The organism is Anaerobacillus sp. QJM3NY_17, assembly GCF_056173665.1.
In genome coordinates, this window is record NZ_CM149685.1 from 157,389 (window position 1) to 175,530 (window position 18,142).

Sequence of the window (18,142 nt, forward strand, 5' to 3'; positions counted from 1 at the left end):
GTGCTTCCGATAATCCTGTTACTTTGGAGGATATGTTCTTGTCTTATGAAAAAGTATCACAGGCAGATGAATTGATTATCGGAACGAAACAAACTCTAAAGGCCCTCCAGATTGGAGAAGCGAAGGAAGTTTTCATCGCTGACGACGCTGATCGCAGGGTAACTTCTAAAGTTGTTGCACTCGCCGAAGAGAAAAGCATACCAGTTTACCGAGTGGATTCTATGAAGAAGCTAGGTAAGGCATGTGGAATCGAAGTAGGCGCAGCAACAGTTACGATAAAAGCATAACCGTTTTTGCCGGGCAAGGCATGCCCTGTCAGGCAAAAACTTTCCTTTTATCTATACATGAACCACCTGGATGTGTGGGCTTGCTATTAACAAAAGAAGGGAGGAAAACAAAATGCCAACTATTAACCAACTTGTTCGCAAGGGACGCGTTTCTAAATCAAAGAAATCAGATTCTCCAGCATTGAACAAAGGATATAATAGCTTCAAAAAGTCTCATACTGATCTTTCATCTCCACAAAAACGTGGTGTGTGTACTCGTGTAGGTACGATGACTCCTAAGAAGCCGAACTCCGCATTGCGTAAATACGCTCGTGTTCGTCTTACTAACGGAATTGAAGTAACTGCTTATATCCCGGGTATCGGTCACAACCTTCAGGAGCACAGTGTAGTGCTAATCCGCGGAGGTCGTGTTAAGGATTTACCGGGTGTACGTTACCACATTGTTCGTGGTGCGCTTGACACTGCAGGTGTTAACGACCGTAGACAAGGTCGTTCTAAATACGGTACTAAGAGACCGAAACCAGCTAAGAAATAATAGCTATAAAATTAACTAAAACATGAAAGGGGGTTAACCCATGCCACGTAAAGGTCCAGTAGAACGTCGTGACGTATTACCAGATCCAATTTACAAATCCAAGCTAGTTACTCGCCTGATCAACCGCCTTATGGTAGACGGTCAGAAAGGTAAAGCTCAACAGGTGCTATACAAAGCATTTGATCTTATTCAGGAACGTACAAACACAGAGGCTATGGAAGTATTTGACCAAGCGATGAAGAACGTTATGCCAGTACTTGAAGTACGCGCTCGTCGTGTTGGTGGTGCAAACTACCAGGTTCCAGTTGAAGTACGTCCTGATCGTCGTACAACTCTAGGTCTTCGCTATCTTGTGAACTATTCCCGTCTTCGCGGTGAAAAGACTATGGTAGAAAGACTTGCTAACGAAATTATGGATGCTGCTAACAACACAGGTGCTTCTGTTAAGAAGCGTGAAGAACAGCACAAAATGGCTGAAGCTAACAAAGCATTTGCTCACTACCGTTGGTAATCAGCACACAACCCAAATCCCTTTATAAAAGGAAGGAGAAATACTAATGGCAAGAGAATTCTCCTTAAGAGATACACGTAATATCGGTATCATGGCTCACATCGATGCTGGTAAAACAACAACTACTGAGCGTATTCTTTTCTACTCAGGCCGTATCCACAAAATTGGTGAAACTCACGAGGGTGGATCACAGATGGACTGGATGGAGCAGGAGCAGGAGCGTGGAATCACGATCACTTCTGCTGCTACCACTGCCCAGTGGAAAGACCACCGTGTTAACATCATTGACACGCCTGGTCACGTAGACTTCACAGTAGAAGTTGAACGTTCATTGCGTGTATTGGATGGAGCAGTTGCAGTACTTGATGCACAATCTGGTGTTGAACCACAAACAGAAACTGTTTGGCGTCAAGCTACTAACTACGGCGTACCGCGTATCGTATTCATTAACAAAATGGATAAACTCGGAGCAGACTTCCTATACTCCACAGGTACACTAACTGAGCGTTTACAAGCTAATGCACACCCTATTCAGCTACCAATTGGTGCTGAAGATGACTTCGAAGGAATCATTGATCTCATCACAATGGAAGCTTTCTATTATCTTGATGATCTTGGTTCACGTACAGAATCACGCGAAATTCCTGCCGAATACAAGGAACAAGCTGAAGAGTACCGCACGAAGCTTATTGAGGCTGTAGCTGAGCTTGAAGAAGACCTTATGATGAAATATCTTGAAGGTGAAGAATTGACAGTTGAAGAAATCAAAGCTGCAATCCGTAAAGGAACTTGTAACGTTGAATTCTATCCTGTACTTTGTGGTTCTGCATTTAAGAACAAAGGCGTTCAGCTTGTTCTTGATGCTGTACTTGACTACCTACCTTCACCACTTGATGTTCCAGCAATTAAAGGTCATCTAAAAGATTCCGAAGAAGAAGTAATTCGCACAGCTGACGATAATGGTCCTTTCTCTGCACTTGCATTTAAAGTAATGACTGACCCTTACGTTGGTAAGCTTACATTCTTCCGTGTTTACTCAGGAACGCTTTCTTCTGGTTCTTATGTTAAGAACTCGACTAAAGATAAGCGCGAACGTGTAGGCCGTATTCTTCAGATGCACGCTAACTCCCGTGAAGAAATCTCAACTGTTTACGCAGGAGATATCGCAGCGGCAGTTGGTCTGAAAGATACTTCTACTGGTGACACTCTATGTGATGAAAAGGATACTGTTATCCTTGAGTCTATGGACTTCCCAGATCCGGTTATCTCAGTAGCAATCGAGCCTAAGACTAAGAGTGACCAAGATAAAATGGCTGTTGCTCTAGCTAAGCTTGCTGAAGAGGATCCAACTTTCAAAACTGAAACAAACGAAGAAACTGGCCAAACGATCATTTCTGGAATGGGTGAACTTCACCTTGATATCATCGTTGACCGTTTACGTCGTGAGTTTAAAGTTGAAGCAACTGTTGGTGCACCTCAGGTTGCTTATCGCGAATCAATCCGTAAAGCCGGTAAGGTTGAAGGTAAATTCGTACGTCAGTCCGGTGGTCGTGGACAATTCGGACACGTATGGGTTGAATTTGAACCTAACGAAGAAGGCGCTGGATTTGAATTTGAAAACAAAATTGTCGGTGGTGTTGTTCCACGTGAATATATCCCTGCAGTTGAAGCAGGACTTCGCGATTCAATGGCCAACGGTCTGCTTGCAGGCTACCCACTAATCGACGTGAAAGCTCGTCTTGTTGATGGATCTTACCATGACGTTGACTCAAACGAAATGGCATTTAAGATCGCAGCATCTATGGCTTTGAAAAAAGCTAAGACTGTTTGTGACCCTGCTCTTCTTGAGCCTATGATGAAAGTTGAAGTTGTAGTTCCAGAAGAATACTTGGGAGACATCATGGGCGATGTAACTAGCCGTCGTGGACGTGTTGAAGGTATGACTGCACGCGGAAACGCTCAGGTTATTAACGCGTTCGTACCACTATCAGAAATGTTTGGTTATGCAACTACGCTTCGCTCACGTACACAAGGTCGTGGTACTTATACAATGACTTTCGATCACTACGAGCAAGTACCTAAATCAATTTCTGAAGAAATCATTAAAAAAGCTACAGGCGAATAATTGTAGCAAACCAACTTTTGTTGTAATCTAAGATAGGCGAGATTGATTCATTCATACGCCTATCTTGGCATAGATAATTTCTTGGTAATCAAAGGAGGAAACACTAATGTCTAAAGAAAAATTCGACCGCTCCAAGCCCCATGTTAACGTTGGTACAGTTGGACACGTTGACCATGGTAAAACAACTCTAACAGCTGCGATCACTTCAGTGCTTCATAAGCGTTCAGGTAGCGGTACTGCTATGGCTTATGATCAAATTGATGGTGCTCCTGAAGAGCGCGAACGTGGAATTACAATCTCAACTGCACACGTTGAGTACGAAACTGAAAACCGTCACTATGCACACGTTGACTGCCCAGGTCACGCTGACTATGTTAAAAACATGATCACTGGTGCTGCACAAATGGACGGAGGAATCCTAGTAGTTTCTGCTGCTGACGGTCCAATGCCACAAACTCGTGAACACATCCTTCTTGCTCGTCAAGTTGGTGTACCAACTCTAGTTGTATTCTTGAACAAATGCGACATGGTTGACGACGAAGAACTACTTGAACTAGTTGAAATGGAAGTTCGTGATCTTCTTTCTGAATACGACTTCGATGGCGATGAAGTTCCAGTAATCAAAGGTTCTGCTCTTAAAGCTCTAGAAGGCGACGCTGACTACGAAGCTAAGATTTATGAACTTATGGACGCTGTTGATGAGTATATCCCAACTCCAACACGTGACACTGACAAGCCATTCATGATGCCAGTTGAGGACGTATTCTCAATCACTGGTCGTGGTACAGTAGCAACTGGCCGTGTTGAGCGTGGACAAATCAAAGTCGGTGACGAAGTTGAAATTCTTGGTCTTGCTGAAGAGAACAAGAAAACAACAGTTACTGGTGTTGAAATGTTCCGTAAGCTTCTTGACTATGCTGAAGCTGGTGACAACATTGGTGCACTTCTTCGTGGTGTATCCCGCGACGACATTCAGCGTGGACAAGTTCTTGTTAAGCCAGGAACTGTAAAAGCTCACACTAAGTTCCAAGCTGAAGTTTACGTTCTTTCTAAAGAAGAGGGTGGACGTCACACTCCATTCTTCGCTAACTACCGTCCTCAGTTCTACTTCCGTACAACTGACGTAACTGGTACAATCGCTCTTCCTGAAGGCGTAGAAATGGTTATGCCTGGAGACAACATCGAAATGACAGTTGAACTTATCGCTCCAATCGCAATCGAAGATGGAACTAAGTTCTCTATCCGTGAAGGTGGACGTACTGTAGGCGCAGGCGTTGTAGCAACAATCACTGAGTAATCTCATTGATTTAACAAAACACCCGGATTTTTCCGGGTGTTTTTTATTTTGAATCTATGTTAGATTAGACAAATGGGTTCGATCAGAACCATTTGAAATTACAACCGATTCATTGAATAGTCTGAAATTGCTTTTAGACCTTGCATTTTTCGGCGCAGGCCGTTATACTATCAAGAGTGTGCGATCGACATACTTTTCTAATTGAGCTTAACCTTGCATATAGGCGCTTAATTTAGTATAATAAGAATGTTGGTCATAAACAGCGATGATGTGGAAGGTTGCTGACACACCCGGCCCCTTTGCCATGGCGAGTGTGTTGGGTTTATTTTCACGGAGAACTGTCTATAACAATATGGGCGATAAAGGAGGGGAAATAATGGCAAAGCAAAAGATTCGTATTCGTTTAAAAGCATATGATCACCGTATTCTAGATCAGTCTGCTGAGAAAATTGTAGAAACAGCAAAACGTTCAGGTGCTCAAGTATCCGGACCAATCCCGTTGCCGACGGAAAAATCTGTTTACACAATTCTACGTGCTGTACACAAGTACAAAGATTCTCGTGAGCAGTTTGAAATGCGTACGCATAAGCGTCTTATCGACATCATCGAGCCTACACCACAAACGGTTGACTCGTTAATGCGTTTGGACCTACCGTCTGGCGTTGACATCGAAATTAAACTTTAATATAACGCTAAATAAATCATTTAAAAACAATTAGGAGGTGTGACGAATGACCAAAGGAATCTTAGGAAGAAAAGTAGGCATGACACAAGTTTTTGCTGACAACGGAGATATTATCCCGGTAACTGTTATTGAAGCAGAACCAAACGTTGTCCTTCAAAAGAAATTGGTTGATACAGACGGCTACGAAGCAATCCAAGTTGGTTTTGCTGACAAGAAGAAGTCTCGCTTCAACAAGCCTGAAGAAGGCCATGCTACAAAAGCTAGCACAACACCTAAGCGCTTCGTGAAAGAAATTCGTAACGCAGAAGGTAGTTACGAAATTGGTCAGGAAGTCAAGGTAGATATCTTTAACGAAGGTGACGTAGTTGATGTAACTGGTACGTCTAAAGGGAAAGGTTTCCAAGGTGCAATTAAGCGCCACAACCAATCTCGCGGACCAATGACTCACGGTTCTCGTTATCACCGTCGTCCAGGTTCAATGGGACCTATCGATCCAATGCGTGTTATGAAAGGTAAACTTCTACCTGGTCGCATGGGTGGCGAACGTGTAACTGTACAAAACCTTGAGATCGTTAAAGTAGATTTAGAACGTAACGTCATTCTAGTAAAAGGTAACGTACCTGGAGCTAAGAAGAGCTACGTAACTATCCAAAGCGCGGTTAAAGCAAAAGAAGCTAAGTAAGAAGGGAGGATATCCAAGTGCCTAAAGTAACAATGTTCAACCAAACCGGAGCACAGGTCGGCGACATCGAACTCGCTGAAGCAATCTTCGGCATCGAACCAAACGAAAGTGTTATGTATGATGCGGTTATCATGCAACAAGCATCTATGCGTCAAGGTAATCATGACGTAAAAAATCGTTCAGAAGTACGCGGTGGTGGAGCTAAACCATGGCGCCAAAAAGGAACAGGTCGTGCTCGTCAGGGCTCAATCCGTTCACCACAATGGGTTGGCGGTGGAGTAGTATTTGGTCCGACACCAAGAAGCTACTCTTACAAGCTACCTAAAAAAGTTCGCCGTTTGGCAATCCGTTCTGCTTTGTCTTCTAAAGTACAAACAGAGGATATGGTCATCGTGGACAGCATTTCTTTTGATGCTCCAAAAACAAAAGAAATGAAATCAGTACTATCAAGCTTATCTGCAGAAAACAAGGCGCTTATCGTTACAGGAGACTATAACGAAGCAGTTGCATTATCTGCACGCAATATTCCTGGTGTTACTGTTGTAACTTCAGCTGGACTTAACATCCTTGATGTCCTTAAAGCTGACAAACTAGTTATGACAAAAGACGCTGTGGAACAAGTAGAGGAGGTGCTAGCGTAATGAACGCTCGTGATATCATCAAGCGCCCCGTTATTACAGAAGCTACTACAGATGTAATGGCAGACAAAAAGTATACTTTCGAAGTTGATACTCGTGCTAACAAAACTCAAATCAAGAGTGCTCTAGAAGAAATCTTCGGAGTTAAAGTTGCAGGAGTTAACACTCAGAACTATATGGGTAAAAAGAAACGTGTTGGCCGCCACAGCGGATTTACACCACGTCGCAAAAAAGCTATCGTGACGCTTACACCAGAAAGCAAAGAATTGGACTTCTTTGAAGGCTAAAAATTAATAGTGAAGGAGGGAAATAAGAATGGCGATTAAAAAGTATAAACCGACCACAAACGGTCGTCGTGGTATGTCAGTATCTGATTTTGCTGAAATCACAACAGACCAGCCGGAAAAATCGTTGCTTGCACCGATTCATAGAAAAGGCGGTCGTAACAACCAAGGTCGCTTGACAGTTCGTCACCAAGGTGGCGGTCACAAGCGTAAATACCGTGTTATCGACTTTAAACGAGACAAAGATGGAATACCAGGACGCGTTGCTACGATCGAGTACGATCCAAACCGCTCTGCTAACATCGCTCTTATCAACTATGCTGATGGAGAGAAGCGTTACATTCTTGCTCCAAAAGGAATTAAAGTAGGAACTGAAATCATGTCTGGCGCTGAAGCTGACATTAAAGTAGGAAACGCTCTTCCACTAATCAACATCCCAGTTGGTACTACTATTCACAACATCGAACTTAAACCAGGCCGCGGCGGACAGCTTGTTCGTTCTGCTGGCGCAGAAGCTCAGCTTCTTGGTAAAGAAGGCAGATACGTACTAGTGCGTCTTCGTTCTGGAGAAACTCGTATGATTCTATCTACTTGCCGCGCTACAATCGGTCAGGTTGGTAACCTTGAGCACGAGCTTATCAATATTGGTAAAGCTGGTCGTTCTCGCTGGTTGGGCATTCGTCCTACAGTTCGTGGTTCTGTAATGAACCCAGTTGATCACCCACACGGTGGTGGTGAAGGTCGTGCGCCGATCGGACGTAAATCACCAATGTCACCATGGGGCAAACCAACCCTTGGATTTAAGACACGTAAGAAAAACAAAGACTCTGACAAGTACATTGTACGACGTCGTAAAAAATAACGAGATTTTCCTACGGTTCCATGGAGCCGTAGCATAATCTCAAAAGGGAGGTTCACAAATGGGTCGTAGTTTGAAAAAAGGACCTTTTGTCGACGATCATTTAATGAAAAAGGTCGAAGACTTAAATGAAAAGAGCGACAAAAAAGTTATCAAAACTTGGTCTCGTCGTTCAACAGTATTCCCAGAATTTATTGGACACACTTTTGCAGTATATGATGGACGCAAGCATGTACCGGTTTATGTTACTGAAGACATGGTCGGCCACAAACTTGGTGAATTTGCTCCAACTCGCACATATCGCGGGCACGCTGCAGATGACAAAAAAACTAGACGTTAATTTGAGGGGAGGTACAACGAATGCAAGCTAAAGCTGTTGCAAAACACGTGCGTATTGCTCCTCGTAAAGCACGCTTAGTCGTAGATCTCATTCGAGGAAAGCAAGTCGGTGAAGCTATTGCGATTTTGCGCAACACAAACAAAGCTGCTTCTCCAGTAGTTGAGAAAGTGCTTAACTCTGCGATCGCTAATGCAGAGCATAATCTTGAGCTAGAACCGAACAATCTTACGGTTTCTCAAGTGTTTGTGGACGAAGGAGTAACAATGAAACGTTTCCGCCCACGCGCTATGGGTAGAGCTAGCCGCATTAACAAGCGTACTAGCCATATCACAGTCGTGGTATCAGAAAAGAAGGAGGGATAACGAGTGGGTCAGAAAATTAATCCGGTAGGACTTCGAATTGGTGTCATTCGTGATTGGGAGTCTAAATGGTACGCAGACAAAGATTACGCTAACCTTTTACACGAAGATATTAAAATTCGTGAATATATTGAAAAACGTTTGAAAGATGCATCTGTTTCAGCTGTTGAAATCGAACGTGCAGCAAACCGAGTGAATGTTACAGTGAAAACTGCTAAACCTGGTATGGTAATCGGTAAAGGTGGTTCTGAAGTTGAGTCTCTTCGTAAGTCTCTCGCGGAACTAACAGGTAAGAAAGTTCACGTTAACATTTTCGAAATCAAACAAGCTGACATCGACGCAACTCTAGTTGCTGATAACATCGCTCGTCAACTTGAAAACCGCGTTTCATTCCGTCGCGCTATGAAGCAAACAATTCAGCGTGCAATGAGATCCGGAGCAAAAGGTATTAAAACGCAAGTATCTGGCCGTCTAAACGGTGCTGATATTGCTCGTTCTGAATCATACAGTGAAGGTACTGTACCTCTTCACACACTTCGTGCTGACATCGATTATGGTACTGCAGAAGCAGATACTACTTACGGTAAGCTTGGTGTGAAGATTTGGATCTATCGTGGTGAAGTCCTTCCAACGAAAGGAACGCAAAAAGAGGAAGGGGGAAAATAAATCATGTTGTTACCTAAACGTGTTAAATACCGCAGAGAACATCGCGGAAAAATGCGCGGACGTGCTAAAGGTGGCACTGAAGTAGCATTTGGTGAATATGGTCTACAAGCTCTTGAAGCTAGCTGGATCACTAACCGTCAAATCGAAGCAGCTCGTATCGCTATGACTCGTTACATGAAACGTGGCGGTAAAGTTTGGATTAAAATTTTCCCATCAAAGCCTTACACTGCTAAACCACTTGAAGTACGAATGGGTTCCGGTAAAGGTGCTCCTGAAGGTTGGGTAGCTGTAGTAAAGCCAGGGAAAATCTGTTTTGAAATTGCAGGCGTATCTGAAGAAGTAGCGCGCGAAGCACTTCGTCTTGCTTCTCACAAATTGCCTATTAAAACTAAGTTCGTAAAACGCGAAGAAGTGGGTGGTGACACAAATGAAAGCTGAGGAAATTCGTAACTTGACCACTGCCGAAATCGAGCAGAAAGCGAAATCTTTTAAAGAAGAACTTTTCAATCTTCGCTTTCAACTTGCTACAGGTCAACTGGAAAACCCAGCCCGCATTCGTGAAGTCCGTAAATCAATCGCTCGCGCAAACACTGTTTTGCGTGAAAGAGAGTTAGGAATCACAAACGGTTAATATGAGGGGAGGTTTGCGAAATGAGCGAACGCAATAATCGCAAAGTATACACTGGGCGTGTAGTCTCTGACAAAATGGATAAGACAATTACTGTTATGGTTGAGACATACAAAATGCACCCGTTATACGGTAAACGCGTTAAGTATTCTAAGAAGTTTAAAGCACATGATGAAAACAACACTGCAAAAATCAACGACGTGGTAACTATCATGGAAACTCGTCCAGTTTCTAAAGATAAGCGTTTCCGTCTTATGGAAGTAGTTGTAGAAGCAGTTATTATCTAAATGAACTCGGATCATTGAATAATGTCCGAAGGGAGGTCTTTCTAGATGATTCAACAGGAATCTCGTTTGAAATCAGCAGACAACTCTGGTGCACGCGAATTGCTATGTATCAAAGTTCTTGGTGGCTCCGGTCGCAAAACTGCTAATATCGGTGACGTAATTGTTTGTTCGGTGAAACAGGCAACACCTGGAGGCGTTGTTAAGAAGGGTGAAGTCGTAAGAGCTGTTATTGTACGCAGTAAATCTGGCGTTCGTCGTCAAGATGGTTCATATATCAAATTTGACGAAAACGCAGCGGTTGTTATCCGTGATGACAAAGGACCGCGCGGAACACGTATTTTCGGACCAGTTGCTCGCGAACTACGCGACAACCAGTTCATGAAAATCGTTTCTCTTGCTCCAGAAGTTCTTTAATCATTTGAAAATAGATGCCTTGTAAGGAGGTGCGCGACCTTATGCACGTAAAAAAGGGAGATAAAGTAAAAGTTATTTCTGGTAAGGATAAAGGTAAACAAGGTGTGATCCTTGAAGCTTACCCGAAAAAAGATAGAGTTATCGTTGAAGGTGTCAACCTTGTTAAGAAACATTCGAAACCATCCCAGGCTAATCCTCAAGGTGGAATCATCGAACAGGAAGCTGCGGTTCATGTTTCTAACGTAATGGCGCTTGATCCGAAGTCTGGTGAACCTACTCGCGTTGGATACAAAGTAGACAACGGGAAGAAAGTTCGTATCTCAAAAAAATCCGGTGAAGTACTCGATAAGTAGTTCGTAGCGAAAGGAGGTCAATCCGATGAATCGTTTCCAAGAAAAGTATCAAAATGAAACTAAACCTGCATTGATGGAGAAATTTAACTATTCCTCTGTTATGGAAGTTCCAAAACTTGAGAAAATCGTAATCAACATGGGTGTTGGTGATGCTGTACAGAACCCGAAAGCTCTTGATACAGCTGTTGAAGAACTTGAGTTAATCTCAGGTCAAAAACCACTTATCACTCGTGCTAAGAAGTCTATCGCTGGCTTTAAGCTTCGTGAAGACATGCCGATTGGTGCAAAAGTTACATTGCGCGGAACTCGTATGTTTGAATTCCTAGATAAACTTATTTCTGTATCACTACCACGTGTACGTGACTTCAGAGGTATTTCTAAGAAAGCATTCGATGGTCGTGGTAACTACACACTTGGTATTAAAGAGCAGTTGATTTTCCCTGAAATTGATTACGATAAAGTAAATAAAGTACGCGGAATGGACATCGTTATCGTAACAACAGCTAATACGGACGAAGAGAGCCGTGAAATGTTGACTAACCTAGGTATGCCATTTCAAAAGTAAGTAAGGAGGGAAAATTGTGGCGAAAAAATCAATGATCGCGAAACAACAGCGTCAAGCTAAGTTTAAAGTTCAAGAATACACTCGTTGTGAACGTTGCGGACGTCCTCACTCTGTTATTCGTAAATTTAAACTTTGCCGTATTTGTTTCCGGGAACTTGCACACAAAGGTCAAATCCCAGGCGTTAAAAAGGCTAGCTGGTAAACCCGAAATAGGGAAGGAGGTAATTACTAATGGTCATGACTGATCCAATCGCAGATATGCTTACAAGAATTCGTAATGCGAACACTGTTCGTCACGAAAAACTTGAGTTTCCTGCATCTAATTCGAAAAGAAGCATCGCTGAAATCCTCAAACGTGAAGGTTTTGTGCGTGATGTTGAAATGATCGAAGACAGCAAACAAGGAATCATCCGTATCTTCTTAAAATACGGTTCAAATAACGAACGAGTTATCACTGGATTAAAGCGAATCAGTAAACCTGGTCTTCGCGTATACGCTAAAGCAGACGAAGTACCACGTGTACTTGGCGGTCTAGGAATCGCTCTTGTTTCTACTTCTAAAGGAATTATGACGGACAAAGAAGCTCGTCAACAGCAAGTAGGCGGAGAAGTTCTAGCGTACGTTTGGTAATTCTTAAAGCAGAATGGAGGTGTAATTATGTCACGTGTCGGACTTAAACCGATTGAAATCCCAAGTGGTGTAACAATTGATATCAAAGAAGACGTTGTAACGGTTAAAGGACCTAAAGGGGAACTTTCTCGTTCATTCAGCTCTGATATCAAAGTAAACATTGAAGAGAACGTGCTAACAGTAGCTCGTCCTTCAGATCATAAAGAGCACCGTGCACTTCACGGTACAACTCGCAGCCTGATCGCTAACATGGTTGAAGGTGTGACTAAAGGCTTTGAAAAAGGTCTTGAAATCATCGGGGTTGGTTACCGTGCTAGTAAATCCGGTCAGAAACTAATCCTTAACGTAGGGTACTCTCACCCAGTTGAGATGGTACCTGAAGAAGGTATTGACATTGAAGTTCCTTCAAACACAAAAGTTGTTGTTAAAGGAATCGATAAAGAACGCGTTGGAGCTGTTGCAGCAAACATCCGCGCTGTCCGTACTCCAGAACCTTATAAAGGCAAAGGAATTCGTTACGAAGGCGAATATGTACGTCGTAAAGAAGGTAAAACAGGTAAATAGGTAAAAACCTAGCGGAAAGGAGTGACTTTAATGATCACTAAGGCCGATAAAAACAAAGCGCGTCAAAAAAGACACGCTCGCGTTCGTCGCACAGTTACCGGTACTACTGAACGTCCGCGTCTAAACGTATTCCGTTCTAACAAGAACATCTATGCTCAGCTTATCGATGACACTAAAGGTGTTACAATCGTTGGAGCTTCAAGTATGGAAGAAGGAATTGACGTTAAACACGGCGGTAACACAGAAGCAGCTGTGAAGGTCGGAGAAACAATTGCAAAGCGTGCTGTAGAAGCAGGTTATTCTGTAGTGGTTTTCGACCGCGGAGGATACCTCTATCACGGACGTGTGAAAGCTCTTGCAGACGCAGCGCGTGAAGCAGGACTGAAATTTTAATAAAAAGGAGGTTAACTCATGCCTAGCATTGATGCTAACAAACTAGAACTTGAAGAACGCGTAGTTACCGTTAACCGCGTAGCGAAGGTTGTAAAAGGTGGACGTCGTTTCCGCTTTGCAGCAATCGTAGTTGTCGGAGATAAAAACGGTCACGTTGGATTCGGAACTGGTAAAGCACAGGAAGTTCCTGAAGCTATTCGCAAAGCTATTGAAGATGCGAAAAAGAACTTAATTACTGTTCCAGTCGTTGGAACAACAATTCCTCACCAAATCACAGGCCACTTCGGAGCTGGTAACGTACTATTGAAGCCTGCTTCTGAAGGTACAGGAGTTATCGCTGGCGGACCTGTTCGTGCGGTACTTGAACTCGCTGGTGTAGGTGACATTCTATCGAAGTCTCTTGGATCTAACAATCCGATTAACATGGTGCGTGCAACTCTTAATGGCCTTGAAAACCTTAAGCGTGCTGAAGACGTTGCGAAGCTTCGTGGAAAATCTGTAGAAGAGCTACTAGGTTAAGGGAGGGAAATTAGATGGCTAAGCAATTAGAAATCACCCTCACACGTAGTGTGATTGGTCGCCCTCAAGACCAACGCGTGACGGTAAAAACACTTGGACTTAAAAAGATGCATCACACGGTTGTTCATAGCGACAATCCTGCGATTCGCGGTATGATCAACAAGGTATCTCACCTTGTAACTGTTAACGAAATTGATGCGTAAAAAATCTATACATTGAGGAGGTGCCCACAATGAAACTACACGAACTAAAACCATCTGAAGGTTCTCGTAAAGAACGCAACAGACTTGGTCGCGGTATTGCTACTGGTAACGGTAAGACATCTGGCCGTGGTCAAAAAGGTCAAAAAGCTCGTTCTGGCGGCGGTGTACGCGTCGGTTTCGAAGGAGGACAGCTTCCAATTTTTAAACGTCTACCGAAACGTGGATTTACAAACATGAACCGTAAAGAGTTCGCGATTGTTAATCTTGATTCGTTGAACCGTTTTGAAGATGGAACTGAAGTTTCTCCAGAGCTTCTTTTAGAATCTGGCGTAGTTAGCAAAGAAAAAGCTGGAATTAAGATTCTAGGTAATGGTAAGCTTGAGAAAAAGCTTACCGTGAAAGCCCACAAGTTCTCTGCTTCTGCAAAAGAGGCGATTGAAGCGGCAGGCGGAAATACTGAGGTGATCTAATGTTCCAAGCAATCTCCAACATTATGCGCGTAGGTGATATTAGAAATAAAGTTATTTTCACCCTACTCATGCTTGTCGTGTTCCGTATCGGAACATTCATACCGGTTCCTGGTGTGAACAGAGATGTACTTCAATTTCAAGATCAAATGAGTCTCTTCGGAGTTCTCAACACCTTTGGCGGTGGAGCGTTGCAAAACTTCTCCATCTTTGCCATGGGAATTATGCCTTACATCACTGCTTCTATCATTGTGCAGCTTTTACAAATGGACGTCGTTCCTAAGTTTACCGAATGGTCTAAACAGGGCGAAGCCGGACGTAAAAAGCTAACACAAGTTACTCGTTATGGGACGATCGCACTTGGACTTGTCCAAGGTGTTGGACTTTCAATCGGGTTTAACAATATTGTTGGAGGTCAGTTGATTAGTAATCCCGGTGTACTAACGTATCTTAATATTTCTCTTGTTTTAACAGCCGGAACGGCTTTTTTGATGTGGTTAGGCGAACAGATCACTGCAAAAGGCGTTGGAAACGGAATTTCAATCATCATCTTTGCTGGGATTGTAGCTGCAATTCCTCCAGGGCTTAATCAGCTTTATGCTCAGATGTTTGAGGGTTCTCAGGATGAGTTGTTCATTAACATCGTTACACTTGTTATTATTGCACTAGCTGCACTTGCAATTGTTGTCGCTGTTATCTTTGTTCAACAAGGTCTTCGTAAAATTCCAATTCAATATGCAAAAAGAACTGTTAACCGCAGACAAGTTGGTGGTCAATCCACACACTTACCGATTAAAGTTAATGCAGCAGGTGTTATTCCAGTTATTTTTGCGATATCACTGATCATTACTCCACCAACGATCGCCAGGTTGTTCGGAGATAATTCGGTAACGGAATGGATCGTAAGGGTGTTTGACTATACACAGCCTATTGGTATGGTCGTGTATGCGTTACTCATCATTGGATTTACGTATTTCTATACGTTCGTCCAGGTAAATCCGGAGAAAATGGCTGAGAATCTGAAAAAACAGGGTGGATACATTCCTGGTATTCGTCCGGGTAATGCTACTGAAACGTACATTACACGAATTCTCTACCGTTTAACGTTTGTAGGAGCACTTTTCCTTGCTGTTATATCGATTATTCCGGTATTTTTCACAACCGTAGCAGGACTGCCGCAGACGCTGCAAATCGGCGGAACAAGCTTGCTGATCGTTGTTGGGGTAGCGCTTGATACGATGAAGCAAATTGAAAGTCAATTAATTAAACGTCATTATAAAGGCTTTATTAAATCTTGAGGATAAACCGGGAAGAGCTTTCTTCCCCTCCTTCATCCTCGATTGGGTGACGTGCGGAGGGATTAGATGAATCTAGTATTAATGGGGCTTCCGGGTGTCGGAAAAGGAACCCAGGCAGAAAAGATTGTCGAAAAGTATGGTATCCCTCATATCTCTACTGGAGATATGTTCCGAGCAGCGATCAAAGAAGGAACGCCTCTTGGTCTAAAAGCAAAAGAGTACATGGATTCTGGAAACCTCGTACCTGATGAAGTAACTATCGGTATAGTACGGGAGCGTTTAGGAAAAGATGATTGCGAAAAAGGATTTCTCCTCGATGGTTTTCCAAGAACCGTCGCACAGGCTGATGCGCTTGAAACGATCTTAGCCGATCTTGGTAAAAAACTTGACTACGTGGTAAACATTGCAGTCGAGGAAGATCAACTCATGCAGCGTTTGACTGGACGTCGCGTTTGCCGAAATTGTGGAGCAACCTATCACGTAATCTTTAATCCACCTAAAGAAGATGGAATTTGTGATAAGTGCGGTGGAGAACTTTATCAACGTGATGATGATAAGGAAGAAACTGTGCGAACTCGCCTCGAAGTCAACAAGCAGCAACAGCAGCCATTGTTGACCTTTTATGAAGGCAAGGGCTATCTTAAAACGATTGATGGCAACAGAGACATCAATGAGGTGTTTGAAGATGTCGACCAACTCCTAAAAGGGTTGTCGTAATGATTATTTGCAAGACTCCTCGTGAACTTGATATCATGCGAGAAGCAGGCAAAATTGTCGCGTTAACACATCAAGAACTACAGAAGCACATCAAGCCTGGAGTTACGACAAAAGAGCTGGATACGATTGCCGATCGGTTTATTCGTCAGCTTGGTGCAATTCCTTCCTTTAAGGGTTACAATGGATTTACTGGAAGTATATGCGCTTCAGTCAATGAAGAGCTTGTACATGGTATTCCAGGAGATCGCGTGTTGGCGGAGGGAGATATAATTAGCATTGATATTGGTGCTAAGTATAATGGTTATCATGGCGATTCAGCCTGGACCTATCCTGTTGGCACTATCTCAGAAGAAGACGAACGGTTGTTAAAAGTTACCGAGGAATCGTTATATAAAGGGTTGAATGAGACGAAGGCCGGTAGGAGGCTTTCTGATATTTCTCATGCGATCCAAGCATATGCCGAAGCTGAGGGTTTTTCGATTGTACGAGAATATGTTGGTCATGGTGTAGGTCAGGACCTTCATGAAGATCCTCAAATTCCCCATTACGGTCCTCCAGGAAAAGGACCGAGGCTTAAGCAGGGGATGGTCCTTGCAGTAGAGCCAATGGTGAATCTGGGCTCTCGCTACGTTCGAACACTTTCGGATAATTGGACTGTAGTAACAACTGACGGTAAGAACTGTGCTCATTTCGAGCATACGATTGCCGTTACAGAAGAAGGATATGAAATACTAACAAAAGCCTAAGTGAAGGTGATGGTTCGTGAAAGAGTCGGATACCGTTCCCGAGATCGGTCAGATCGTTTGGAATAGACGGGGAAGAGACGCTGAACAATATAGCGTGATTGTAGGGATTGTTGATGAACGTTATGTTTTCTTAGCCGATGGTGACAAACGAAAGTTTGATCGTCCTAAGCGGAAGAACCTCGCACACCTTGAGCTGGTAGAGTATATATCTCCTGAGGTAAAGCGAAGTCTTGAAGAAACGGGCCGTGTCACAAATGGCAAGCTACGTTTCGCGATCTCAAAGTATATGAATGAACACGTCATTGATTTAAAGGAGGGAGAGCAAGTAGATGGCTAAAGAAGAAGTAATTGAAATGGAAGGCACGGTTATCGAACCTCTACCGAATGCAATGTTTCGAGTAGAACTCGAAAACGGTCATAAGATTCTTGCTCACGTATCCGGAAAGATACGTATGCATTACATCCGTATTCTACCAGGTGACAAAGTAACTGTTGAGCTTTCTCCATATGACTTATCACGTGGTCGTATCACGTATCGATATAAATAAGAAATTAATCTCCGTATATAAGGAGGGTTAAAATAATGAAAGTAAGACCGTCAGTAAAACCAATGTGTGAAAAATGTAAAGTTATTCGCCGTAAAGGGAAAGTCATGGTTATCTGTGAAAATCCAAAGCATAAGCAAAAACAAGGCTAATATATAAGGAGGTGCAACGTAATGGCACGTATTGCTGGTATTGATGTTCCACGCGAAAAGCGCATCGTAATCGCGTTAACTTACGTTTATGGAATCGGTAAAACAACTGCGAAACAAGTTCTAGTTGACGCTGGTGTTTCTGAAGACACTCGTGTACGCGACTTAACTGAAGAAGAGCTCGGAAAAATCCGTGAAGTAGTAGACAAAATTAAGGTTGAGGGTGATCTTCGTCGTGAAATCTCACTTAACATTAAACGTCTAATCGAAATCGGTTCTTATCGTGGTATCCGCCACCGTCGTGGTCTTCCTGTCCGAGGTCAACATACGAAGAACAACTCTCGTACTCGTAAAGGCCCTCGCCGTACAGTAGCTAACAAGAAGAAGTAAGGGAGG

33 protein-coding genes are annotated in these 18,142 nt (G+C 43.1%); all 33 read left to right on the plus strand.

Annotated elements, in window-relative coordinates:
- The first annotated feature begins 38 nt into the window (after nucleotides 1-38).
- Entirely contained in the window at nucleotides 39-287 is a 249-nt protein-coding gene (locus tag AC0VYV_RS00805) for a 50S ribosomal protein L7ae-like protein (protein ID WP_194220287.1), read from the plus strand.
- A gap of 112 nt (nucleotides 288-399) precedes the next feature.
- Complete coding sequence (gene rpsL / locus AC0VYV_RS00810) at nucleotides 400-822, plus strand: 30S ribosomal protein S12 (RefSeq protein ID WP_475368289.1); 423 nt, start codon at nucleotides 400-402, stop codon at nucleotides 820-822.
- 40 nt (nucleotides 823-862) lie between these two features.
- The gene (gene rpsG / locus AC0VYV_RS00815) at nucleotides 863-1,333 is read left to right on the plus strand and encodes a 30S ribosomal protein S7 (RefSeq protein ID WP_194220289.1); all 471 of its coding nucleotides are present in this window, start codon (nucleotides 863-865) and stop codon (nucleotides 1,331-1,333) included.
- A gap of 46 nt (nucleotides 1,334-1,379) precedes the next feature.
- The gene (gene fusA, locus AC0VYV_RS00820) at nucleotides 1,380-3,458 is read left to right on the plus strand and encodes an elongation factor G (RefSeq protein ID WP_194220290.1); all 2,079 of its coding nucleotides are present in this window, start codon (nucleotides 1,380-1,382) and stop codon (nucleotides 3,456-3,458) included.
- Between the two features lie 106 nt (nucleotides 3,459-3,564).
- A complete protein-coding gene (gene tuf, locus AC0VYV_RS00825; RefSeq protein ID WP_194220291.1) occupies nucleotides 3,565-4,755 on the plus strand; it encodes an elongation factor Tu in 1,191 nt (396 codons plus the stop codon).
- A gap of 376 nt (nucleotides 4,756-5,131) precedes the next feature.
- Nucleotides 5,132-5,440: a 30S ribosomal protein S10 gene (rpsJ, locus tag AC0VYV_RS00830; RefSeq protein ID WP_098445973.1), complete on the plus strand. Its 309-nt coding sequence runs from the start codon at nucleotides 5,132-5,134 to the stop codon at nucleotides 5,438-5,440.
- A gap of 46 nt (nucleotides 5,441-5,486) precedes the next feature.
- Nucleotides 5,487-6,122, plus strand: a complete 636-nt coding sequence (rplC, locus tag AC0VYV_RS00835; protein WP_430246599.1) for a 50S ribosomal protein L3 — start codon at nucleotides 5,487-5,489, stop codon at nucleotides 6,120-6,122.
- A gap of 17 nt (nucleotides 6,123-6,139) precedes the next feature.
- Nucleotides 6,140-6,763, plus strand: coding sequence for a 50S ribosomal protein L4 (gene rplD / locus AC0VYV_RS00840; RefSeq protein WP_475366290.1), 624 nt, complete (start codon nucleotides 6,140-6,142; stop codon nucleotides 6,761-6,763).
- The gene (gene rplW / locus AC0VYV_RS00845; protein WP_194220294.1) at nucleotides 6,763-7,047 is read left to right on the plus strand and encodes a 50S ribosomal protein L23; all 285 of its coding nucleotides are present in this window, start codon (nucleotides 6,763-6,765) and stop codon (nucleotides 7,045-7,047) included. Before rplD ends, rplW begins: the two co-directional genes overlap by 1 nt.
- A gap of 28 nt (nucleotides 7,048-7,075) precedes the next feature.
- Nucleotides 7,076-7,906, plus strand: a complete 831-nt coding sequence (gene rplB, locus AC0VYV_RS00850; RefSeq protein WP_194220295.1) for a 50S ribosomal protein L2 — start codon at nucleotides 7,076-7,078, stop codon at nucleotides 7,904-7,906.
- A gap of 58 nt (nucleotides 7,907-7,964) precedes the next feature.
- A complete protein-coding gene (gene rpsS / locus AC0VYV_RS00855; RefSeq protein WP_048313326.1) occupies nucleotides 7,965-8,243 on the plus strand; it encodes a 30S ribosomal protein S19 in 279 nt (92 codons plus the stop codon).
- A 20-nt stretch (nucleotides 8,244-8,263) separates the two neighbouring features.
- The gene (gene rplV / locus AC0VYV_RS00860; RefSeq protein WP_048313327.1) at nucleotides 8,264-8,605 is read left to right on the plus strand and encodes a 50S ribosomal protein L22; all 342 of its coding nucleotides are present in this window, start codon (nucleotides 8,264-8,266) and stop codon (nucleotides 8,603-8,605) included.
- A gap of 3 nt (nucleotides 8,606-8,608) precedes the next feature.
- Nucleotides 8,609-9,268 (plus strand): 30S ribosomal protein S3, encoded by a 660-nt coding sequence (rpsC, locus tag AC0VYV_RS00865; RefSeq protein ID WP_098445978.1) that lies wholly within the window; start codon nucleotides 8,609-8,611, stop codon nucleotides 9,266-9,268.
- Nucleotides 9,269-9,271: 3 nt separating this feature from the next.
- Nucleotides 9,272-9,706, plus strand: coding sequence for a 50S ribosomal protein L16 (gene rplP / locus AC0VYV_RS00870; RefSeq protein WP_048313329.1), 435 nt, complete (start codon nucleotides 9,272-9,274; stop codon nucleotides 9,704-9,706).
- A complete protein-coding gene (gene rpmC, locus AC0VYV_RS00875; RefSeq protein ID WP_048313330.1) occupies nucleotides 9,696-9,899 on the plus strand; it encodes a 50S ribosomal protein L29 in 204 nt (67 codons plus the stop codon). Before rplP ends, rpmC begins: the two co-directional genes overlap by 11 nt.
- A gap of 20 nt (nucleotides 9,900-9,919) precedes the next feature.
- A complete protein-coding gene (rpsQ, locus tag AC0VYV_RS00880; RefSeq protein WP_194220296.1) occupies nucleotides 9,920-10,183 on the plus strand; it encodes a 30S ribosomal protein S17 in 264 nt (87 codons plus the stop codon).
- Between the two features lie 45 nt (nucleotides 10,184-10,228).
- Nucleotides 10,229-10,597, plus strand: a complete 369-nt coding sequence (gene rplN / locus AC0VYV_RS00885) for a 50S ribosomal protein L14 (protein WP_098445980.1) — start codon at nucleotides 10,229-10,231, stop codon at nucleotides 10,595-10,597.
- Nucleotides 10,598-10,638: 41 nt separating this feature from the next.
- Nucleotides 10,639-10,950, plus strand: a complete 312-nt coding sequence (rplX, locus tag AC0VYV_RS00890) for a 50S ribosomal protein L24 (protein ID WP_404684302.1) — start codon at nucleotides 10,639-10,641, stop codon at nucleotides 10,948-10,950.
- A gap of 25 nt (nucleotides 10,951-10,975) precedes the next feature.
- Complete coding sequence (gene rplE, locus AC0VYV_RS00895) at nucleotides 10,976-11,515, plus strand: 50S ribosomal protein L5 (protein WP_194220298.1); 540 nt, start codon at nucleotides 10,976-10,978, stop codon at nucleotides 11,513-11,515.
- 16 nt (nucleotides 11,516-11,531) lie between these two features.
- Nucleotides 11,532-11,717: a 30S ribosomal protein S14 gene (gene rpsN, locus AC0VYV_RS00900; RefSeq protein WP_098445982.1), complete on the plus strand. Its 186-nt coding sequence runs from the start codon at nucleotides 11,532-11,534 to the stop codon at nucleotides 11,715-11,717.
- Between the two features lie 29 nt (nucleotides 11,718-11,746).
- On the plus strand, nucleotides 11,747-12,145 hold the full coding sequence (gene rpsH, locus AC0VYV_RS00905) for a 30S ribosomal protein S8 (RefSeq protein WP_048313336.1): 399 nt from the start codon (nucleotides 11,747-11,749) through the stop codon (nucleotides 12,143-12,145).
- A 27-nt stretch (nucleotides 12,146-12,172) separates the two neighbouring features.
- Entirely contained in the window at nucleotides 12,173-12,709 is a 537-nt protein-coding gene (gene rplF, locus AC0VYV_RS00910; RefSeq protein WP_194220299.1) for a 50S ribosomal protein L6, read from the plus strand.
- 30 nt (nucleotides 12,710-12,739) lie between these two features.
- Entirely contained in the window at nucleotides 12,740-13,102 is a 363-nt protein-coding gene (gene rplR / locus AC0VYV_RS00915) for a 50S ribosomal protein L18 (RefSeq protein WP_430246595.1), read from the plus strand.
- A gap of 18 nt (nucleotides 13,103-13,120) precedes the next feature.
- Nucleotides 13,121-13,621 (plus strand): 30S ribosomal protein S5, encoded by a 501-nt coding sequence (rpsE, locus tag AC0VYV_RS00920; RefSeq protein ID WP_098445986.1) that lies wholly within the window; start codon nucleotides 13,121-13,123, stop codon nucleotides 13,619-13,621.
- A 14-nt stretch (nucleotides 13,622-13,635) separates the two neighbouring features.
- Nucleotides 13,636-13,824, plus strand: coding sequence for a 50S ribosomal protein L30 (gene rpmD, locus AC0VYV_RS00925; protein WP_194220301.1), 189 nt, complete (start codon nucleotides 13,636-13,638; stop codon nucleotides 13,822-13,824).
- 29 nt (nucleotides 13,825-13,853) lie between these two features.
- Entirely contained in the window at nucleotides 13,854-14,294 is a 441-nt protein-coding gene (rplO, locus tag AC0VYV_RS00930; RefSeq protein ID WP_098445988.1) for a 50S ribosomal protein L15, read from the plus strand.
- Nucleotides 14,294-15,589: a preprotein translocase subunit SecY gene (gene secY / locus AC0VYV_RS00935; RefSeq protein WP_194220302.1), complete on the plus strand. Its 1,296-nt coding sequence runs from the start codon at nucleotides 14,294-14,296 to the stop codon at nucleotides 15,587-15,589. The genes rplO and secY overlap by 1 nt, the downstream gene beginning before the upstream one ends.
- Nucleotides 15,590-15,655: 66 nt before the next feature.
- Complete coding sequence (locus AC0VYV_RS00940) at nucleotides 15,656-16,306, plus strand: adenylate kinase (protein WP_430246594.1); 651 nt, start codon at nucleotides 15,656-15,658, stop codon at nucleotides 16,304-16,306.
- A complete protein-coding gene (gene map / locus AC0VYV_RS00945; protein ID WP_194220304.1) occupies nucleotides 16,306-17,052 on the plus strand; it encodes a type I methionyl aminopeptidase in 747 nt (248 codons plus the stop codon). The genes AC0VYV_RS00940 and map overlap by 1 nt, the downstream gene beginning before the upstream one ends.
- A 16-nt stretch (nucleotides 17,053-17,068) precedes the next feature.
- Nucleotides 17,069-17,389, plus strand: a complete 321-nt coding sequence (locus AC0VYV_RS00950) for a KOW domain-containing RNA-binding protein (protein WP_475368290.1) — start codon at nucleotides 17,069-17,071, stop codon at nucleotides 17,387-17,389.
- Entirely contained in the window at nucleotides 17,382-17,600 is a 219-nt protein-coding gene (gene infA, locus AC0VYV_RS00955; RefSeq protein ID WP_098445993.1) for a translation initiation factor IF-1, read from the plus strand. Before AC0VYV_RS00950 ends, infA begins: the two co-directional genes overlap by 8 nt.
- 35 nt (nucleotides 17,601-17,635) lie before the next feature.
- A complete protein-coding gene (gene rpmJ / locus AC0VYV_RS00960) occupies nucleotides 17,636-17,749 on the plus strand; it encodes a 50S ribosomal protein L36 (RefSeq protein WP_003720928.1) in 114 nt (37 codons plus the stop codon).
- A gap of 21 nt (nucleotides 17,750-17,770) precedes the next feature.
- Complete coding sequence (gene rpsM, locus AC0VYV_RS00965; protein WP_048313347.1) at nucleotides 17,771-18,136, plus strand: 30S ribosomal protein S13; 366 nt, start codon at nucleotides 17,771-17,773, stop codon at nucleotides 18,134-18,136.
- The last annotated feature ends 6 nt before the right edge of the window (nucleotides 18,137-18,142 follow it).

Coding starts and splice junctions, on each gene's coding strand:
- tuf (WP_194220291.1), top strand. CDS start 3,565: ATGTCTAAAGAAAAATTCGACCGCTCCAAGCCCCATGTTAACGTTGGT.
- rplO (WP_098445988.1), top strand. CDS start 13,854: ATGAAACTACACGAACTAAAACCATCTGAAGGTTCTCGTAAAGAACGC.
- rplP (WP_048313329.1), top strand. CDS start 9,272: ATGTTGTTACCTAAACGTGTTAAATACCGCAGAGAACATCGCGGAAAA.
- rpsG (WP_194220289.1), top strand. CDS start 863: ATGCCACGTAAAGGTCCAGTAGAACGTCGTGACGTATTACCAGATCCA.
- rplN (WP_098445980.1), top strand. CDS start 10,229: ATGATTCAACAGGAATCTCGTTTGAAATCAGCAGACAACTCTGGTGCA.
- rplB (WP_194220295.1), top strand. CDS start 7,076: ATGGCGATTAAAAAGTATAAACCGACCACAAACGGTCGTCGTGGTATG.
- rpmJ (WP_003720928.1), top strand. CDS start 17,636: ATGAAAGTAAGACCGTCAGTAAAACCAATGTGTGAAAAATGTAAAGTT.
- rpsH (WP_048313336.1), top strand. CDS start 11,747: ATGGTCATGACTGATCCAATCGCAGATATGCTTACAAGAATTCGTAAT.
- infA (WP_098445993.1), top strand. CDS start 17,382: ATGGCTAAAGAAGAAGTAATTGAAATGGAAGGCACGGTTATCGAACCT.
- rplC (WP_430246599.1), top strand. CDS start 5,487: ATGACCAAAGGAATCTTAGGAAGAAAAGTAGGCATGACACAAGTTTTT.
- rplW (WP_194220294.1), top strand. CDS start 6,763: ATGAACGCTCGTGATATCATCAAGCGCCCCGTTATTACAGAAGCTACT.
- rplX (WP_404684302.1), top strand. CDS start 10,639: ATGCACGTAAAAAAGGGAGATAAAGTAAAAGTTATTTCTGGTAAGGAT.
- rpsE (WP_098445986.1), top strand. CDS start 13,121: ATGCCTAGCATTGATGCTAACAAACTAGAACTTGAAGAACGCGTAGTT.
- fusA (WP_194220290.1), top strand. CDS start 1,380: ATGGCAAGAGAATTCTCCTTAAGAGATACACGTAATATCGGTATCATG.
- rpsM (WP_048313347.1), top strand. CDS start 17,771: ATGGCACGTATTGCTGGTATTGATGTTCCACGCGAAAAGCGCATCGTA.
- rpmD (WP_194220301.1), top strand. CDS start 13,636: ATGGCTAAGCAATTAGAAATCACCCTCACACGTAGTGTGATTGGTCGC.
- rpsL (WP_475368289.1), top strand. CDS start 400: ATGCCAACTATTAACCAACTTGTTCGCAAGGGACGCGTTTCTAAATCA.
- rplV (WP_048313327.1), top strand. CDS start 8,264: ATGCAAGCTAAAGCTGTTGCAAAACACGTGCGTATTGCTCCTCGTAAA.
- rpsQ (WP_194220296.1), top strand. CDS start 9,920: ATGAGCGAACGCAATAATCGCAAAGTATACACTGGGCGTGTAGTCTCT.
- AC0VYV_RS00940 (WP_430246594.1), top strand. CDS start 15,656: ATGAATCTAGTATTAATGGGGCTTCCGGGTGTCGGAAAAGGAACCCAG.
- rplF (WP_194220299.1), top strand. CDS start 12,173: ATGTCACGTGTCGGACTTAAACCGATTGAAATCCCAAGTGGTGTAACA.
- secY (WP_194220302.1), top strand. CDS start 14,294: ATGTTCCAAGCAATCTCCAACATTATGCGCGTAGGTGATATTAGAAAT.
- map (WP_194220304.1), top strand. CDS start 16,306: ATGATTATTTGCAAGACTCCTCGTGAACTTGATATCATGCGAGAAGCA.
- rpsS (WP_048313326.1), top strand. CDS start 7,965: ATGGGTCGTAGTTTGAAAAAAGGACCTTTTGTCGACGATCATTTAATG.
- rpmC (WP_048313330.1), top strand. CDS start 9,696: ATGAAAGCTGAGGAAATTCGTAACTTGACCACTGCCGAAATCGAGCAG.
- rpsJ (WP_098445973.1), top strand. CDS start 5,132: ATGGCAAAGCAAAAGATTCGTATTCGTTTAAAAGCATATGATCACCGT.
- rplE (WP_194220298.1), top strand. CDS start 10,976: ATGAATCGTTTCCAAGAAAAGTATCAAAATGAAACTAAACCTGCATTG.
- rplR (WP_430246595.1), top strand. CDS start 12,740: ATGATCACTAAGGCCGATAAAAACAAAGCGCGTCAAAAAAGACACGCT.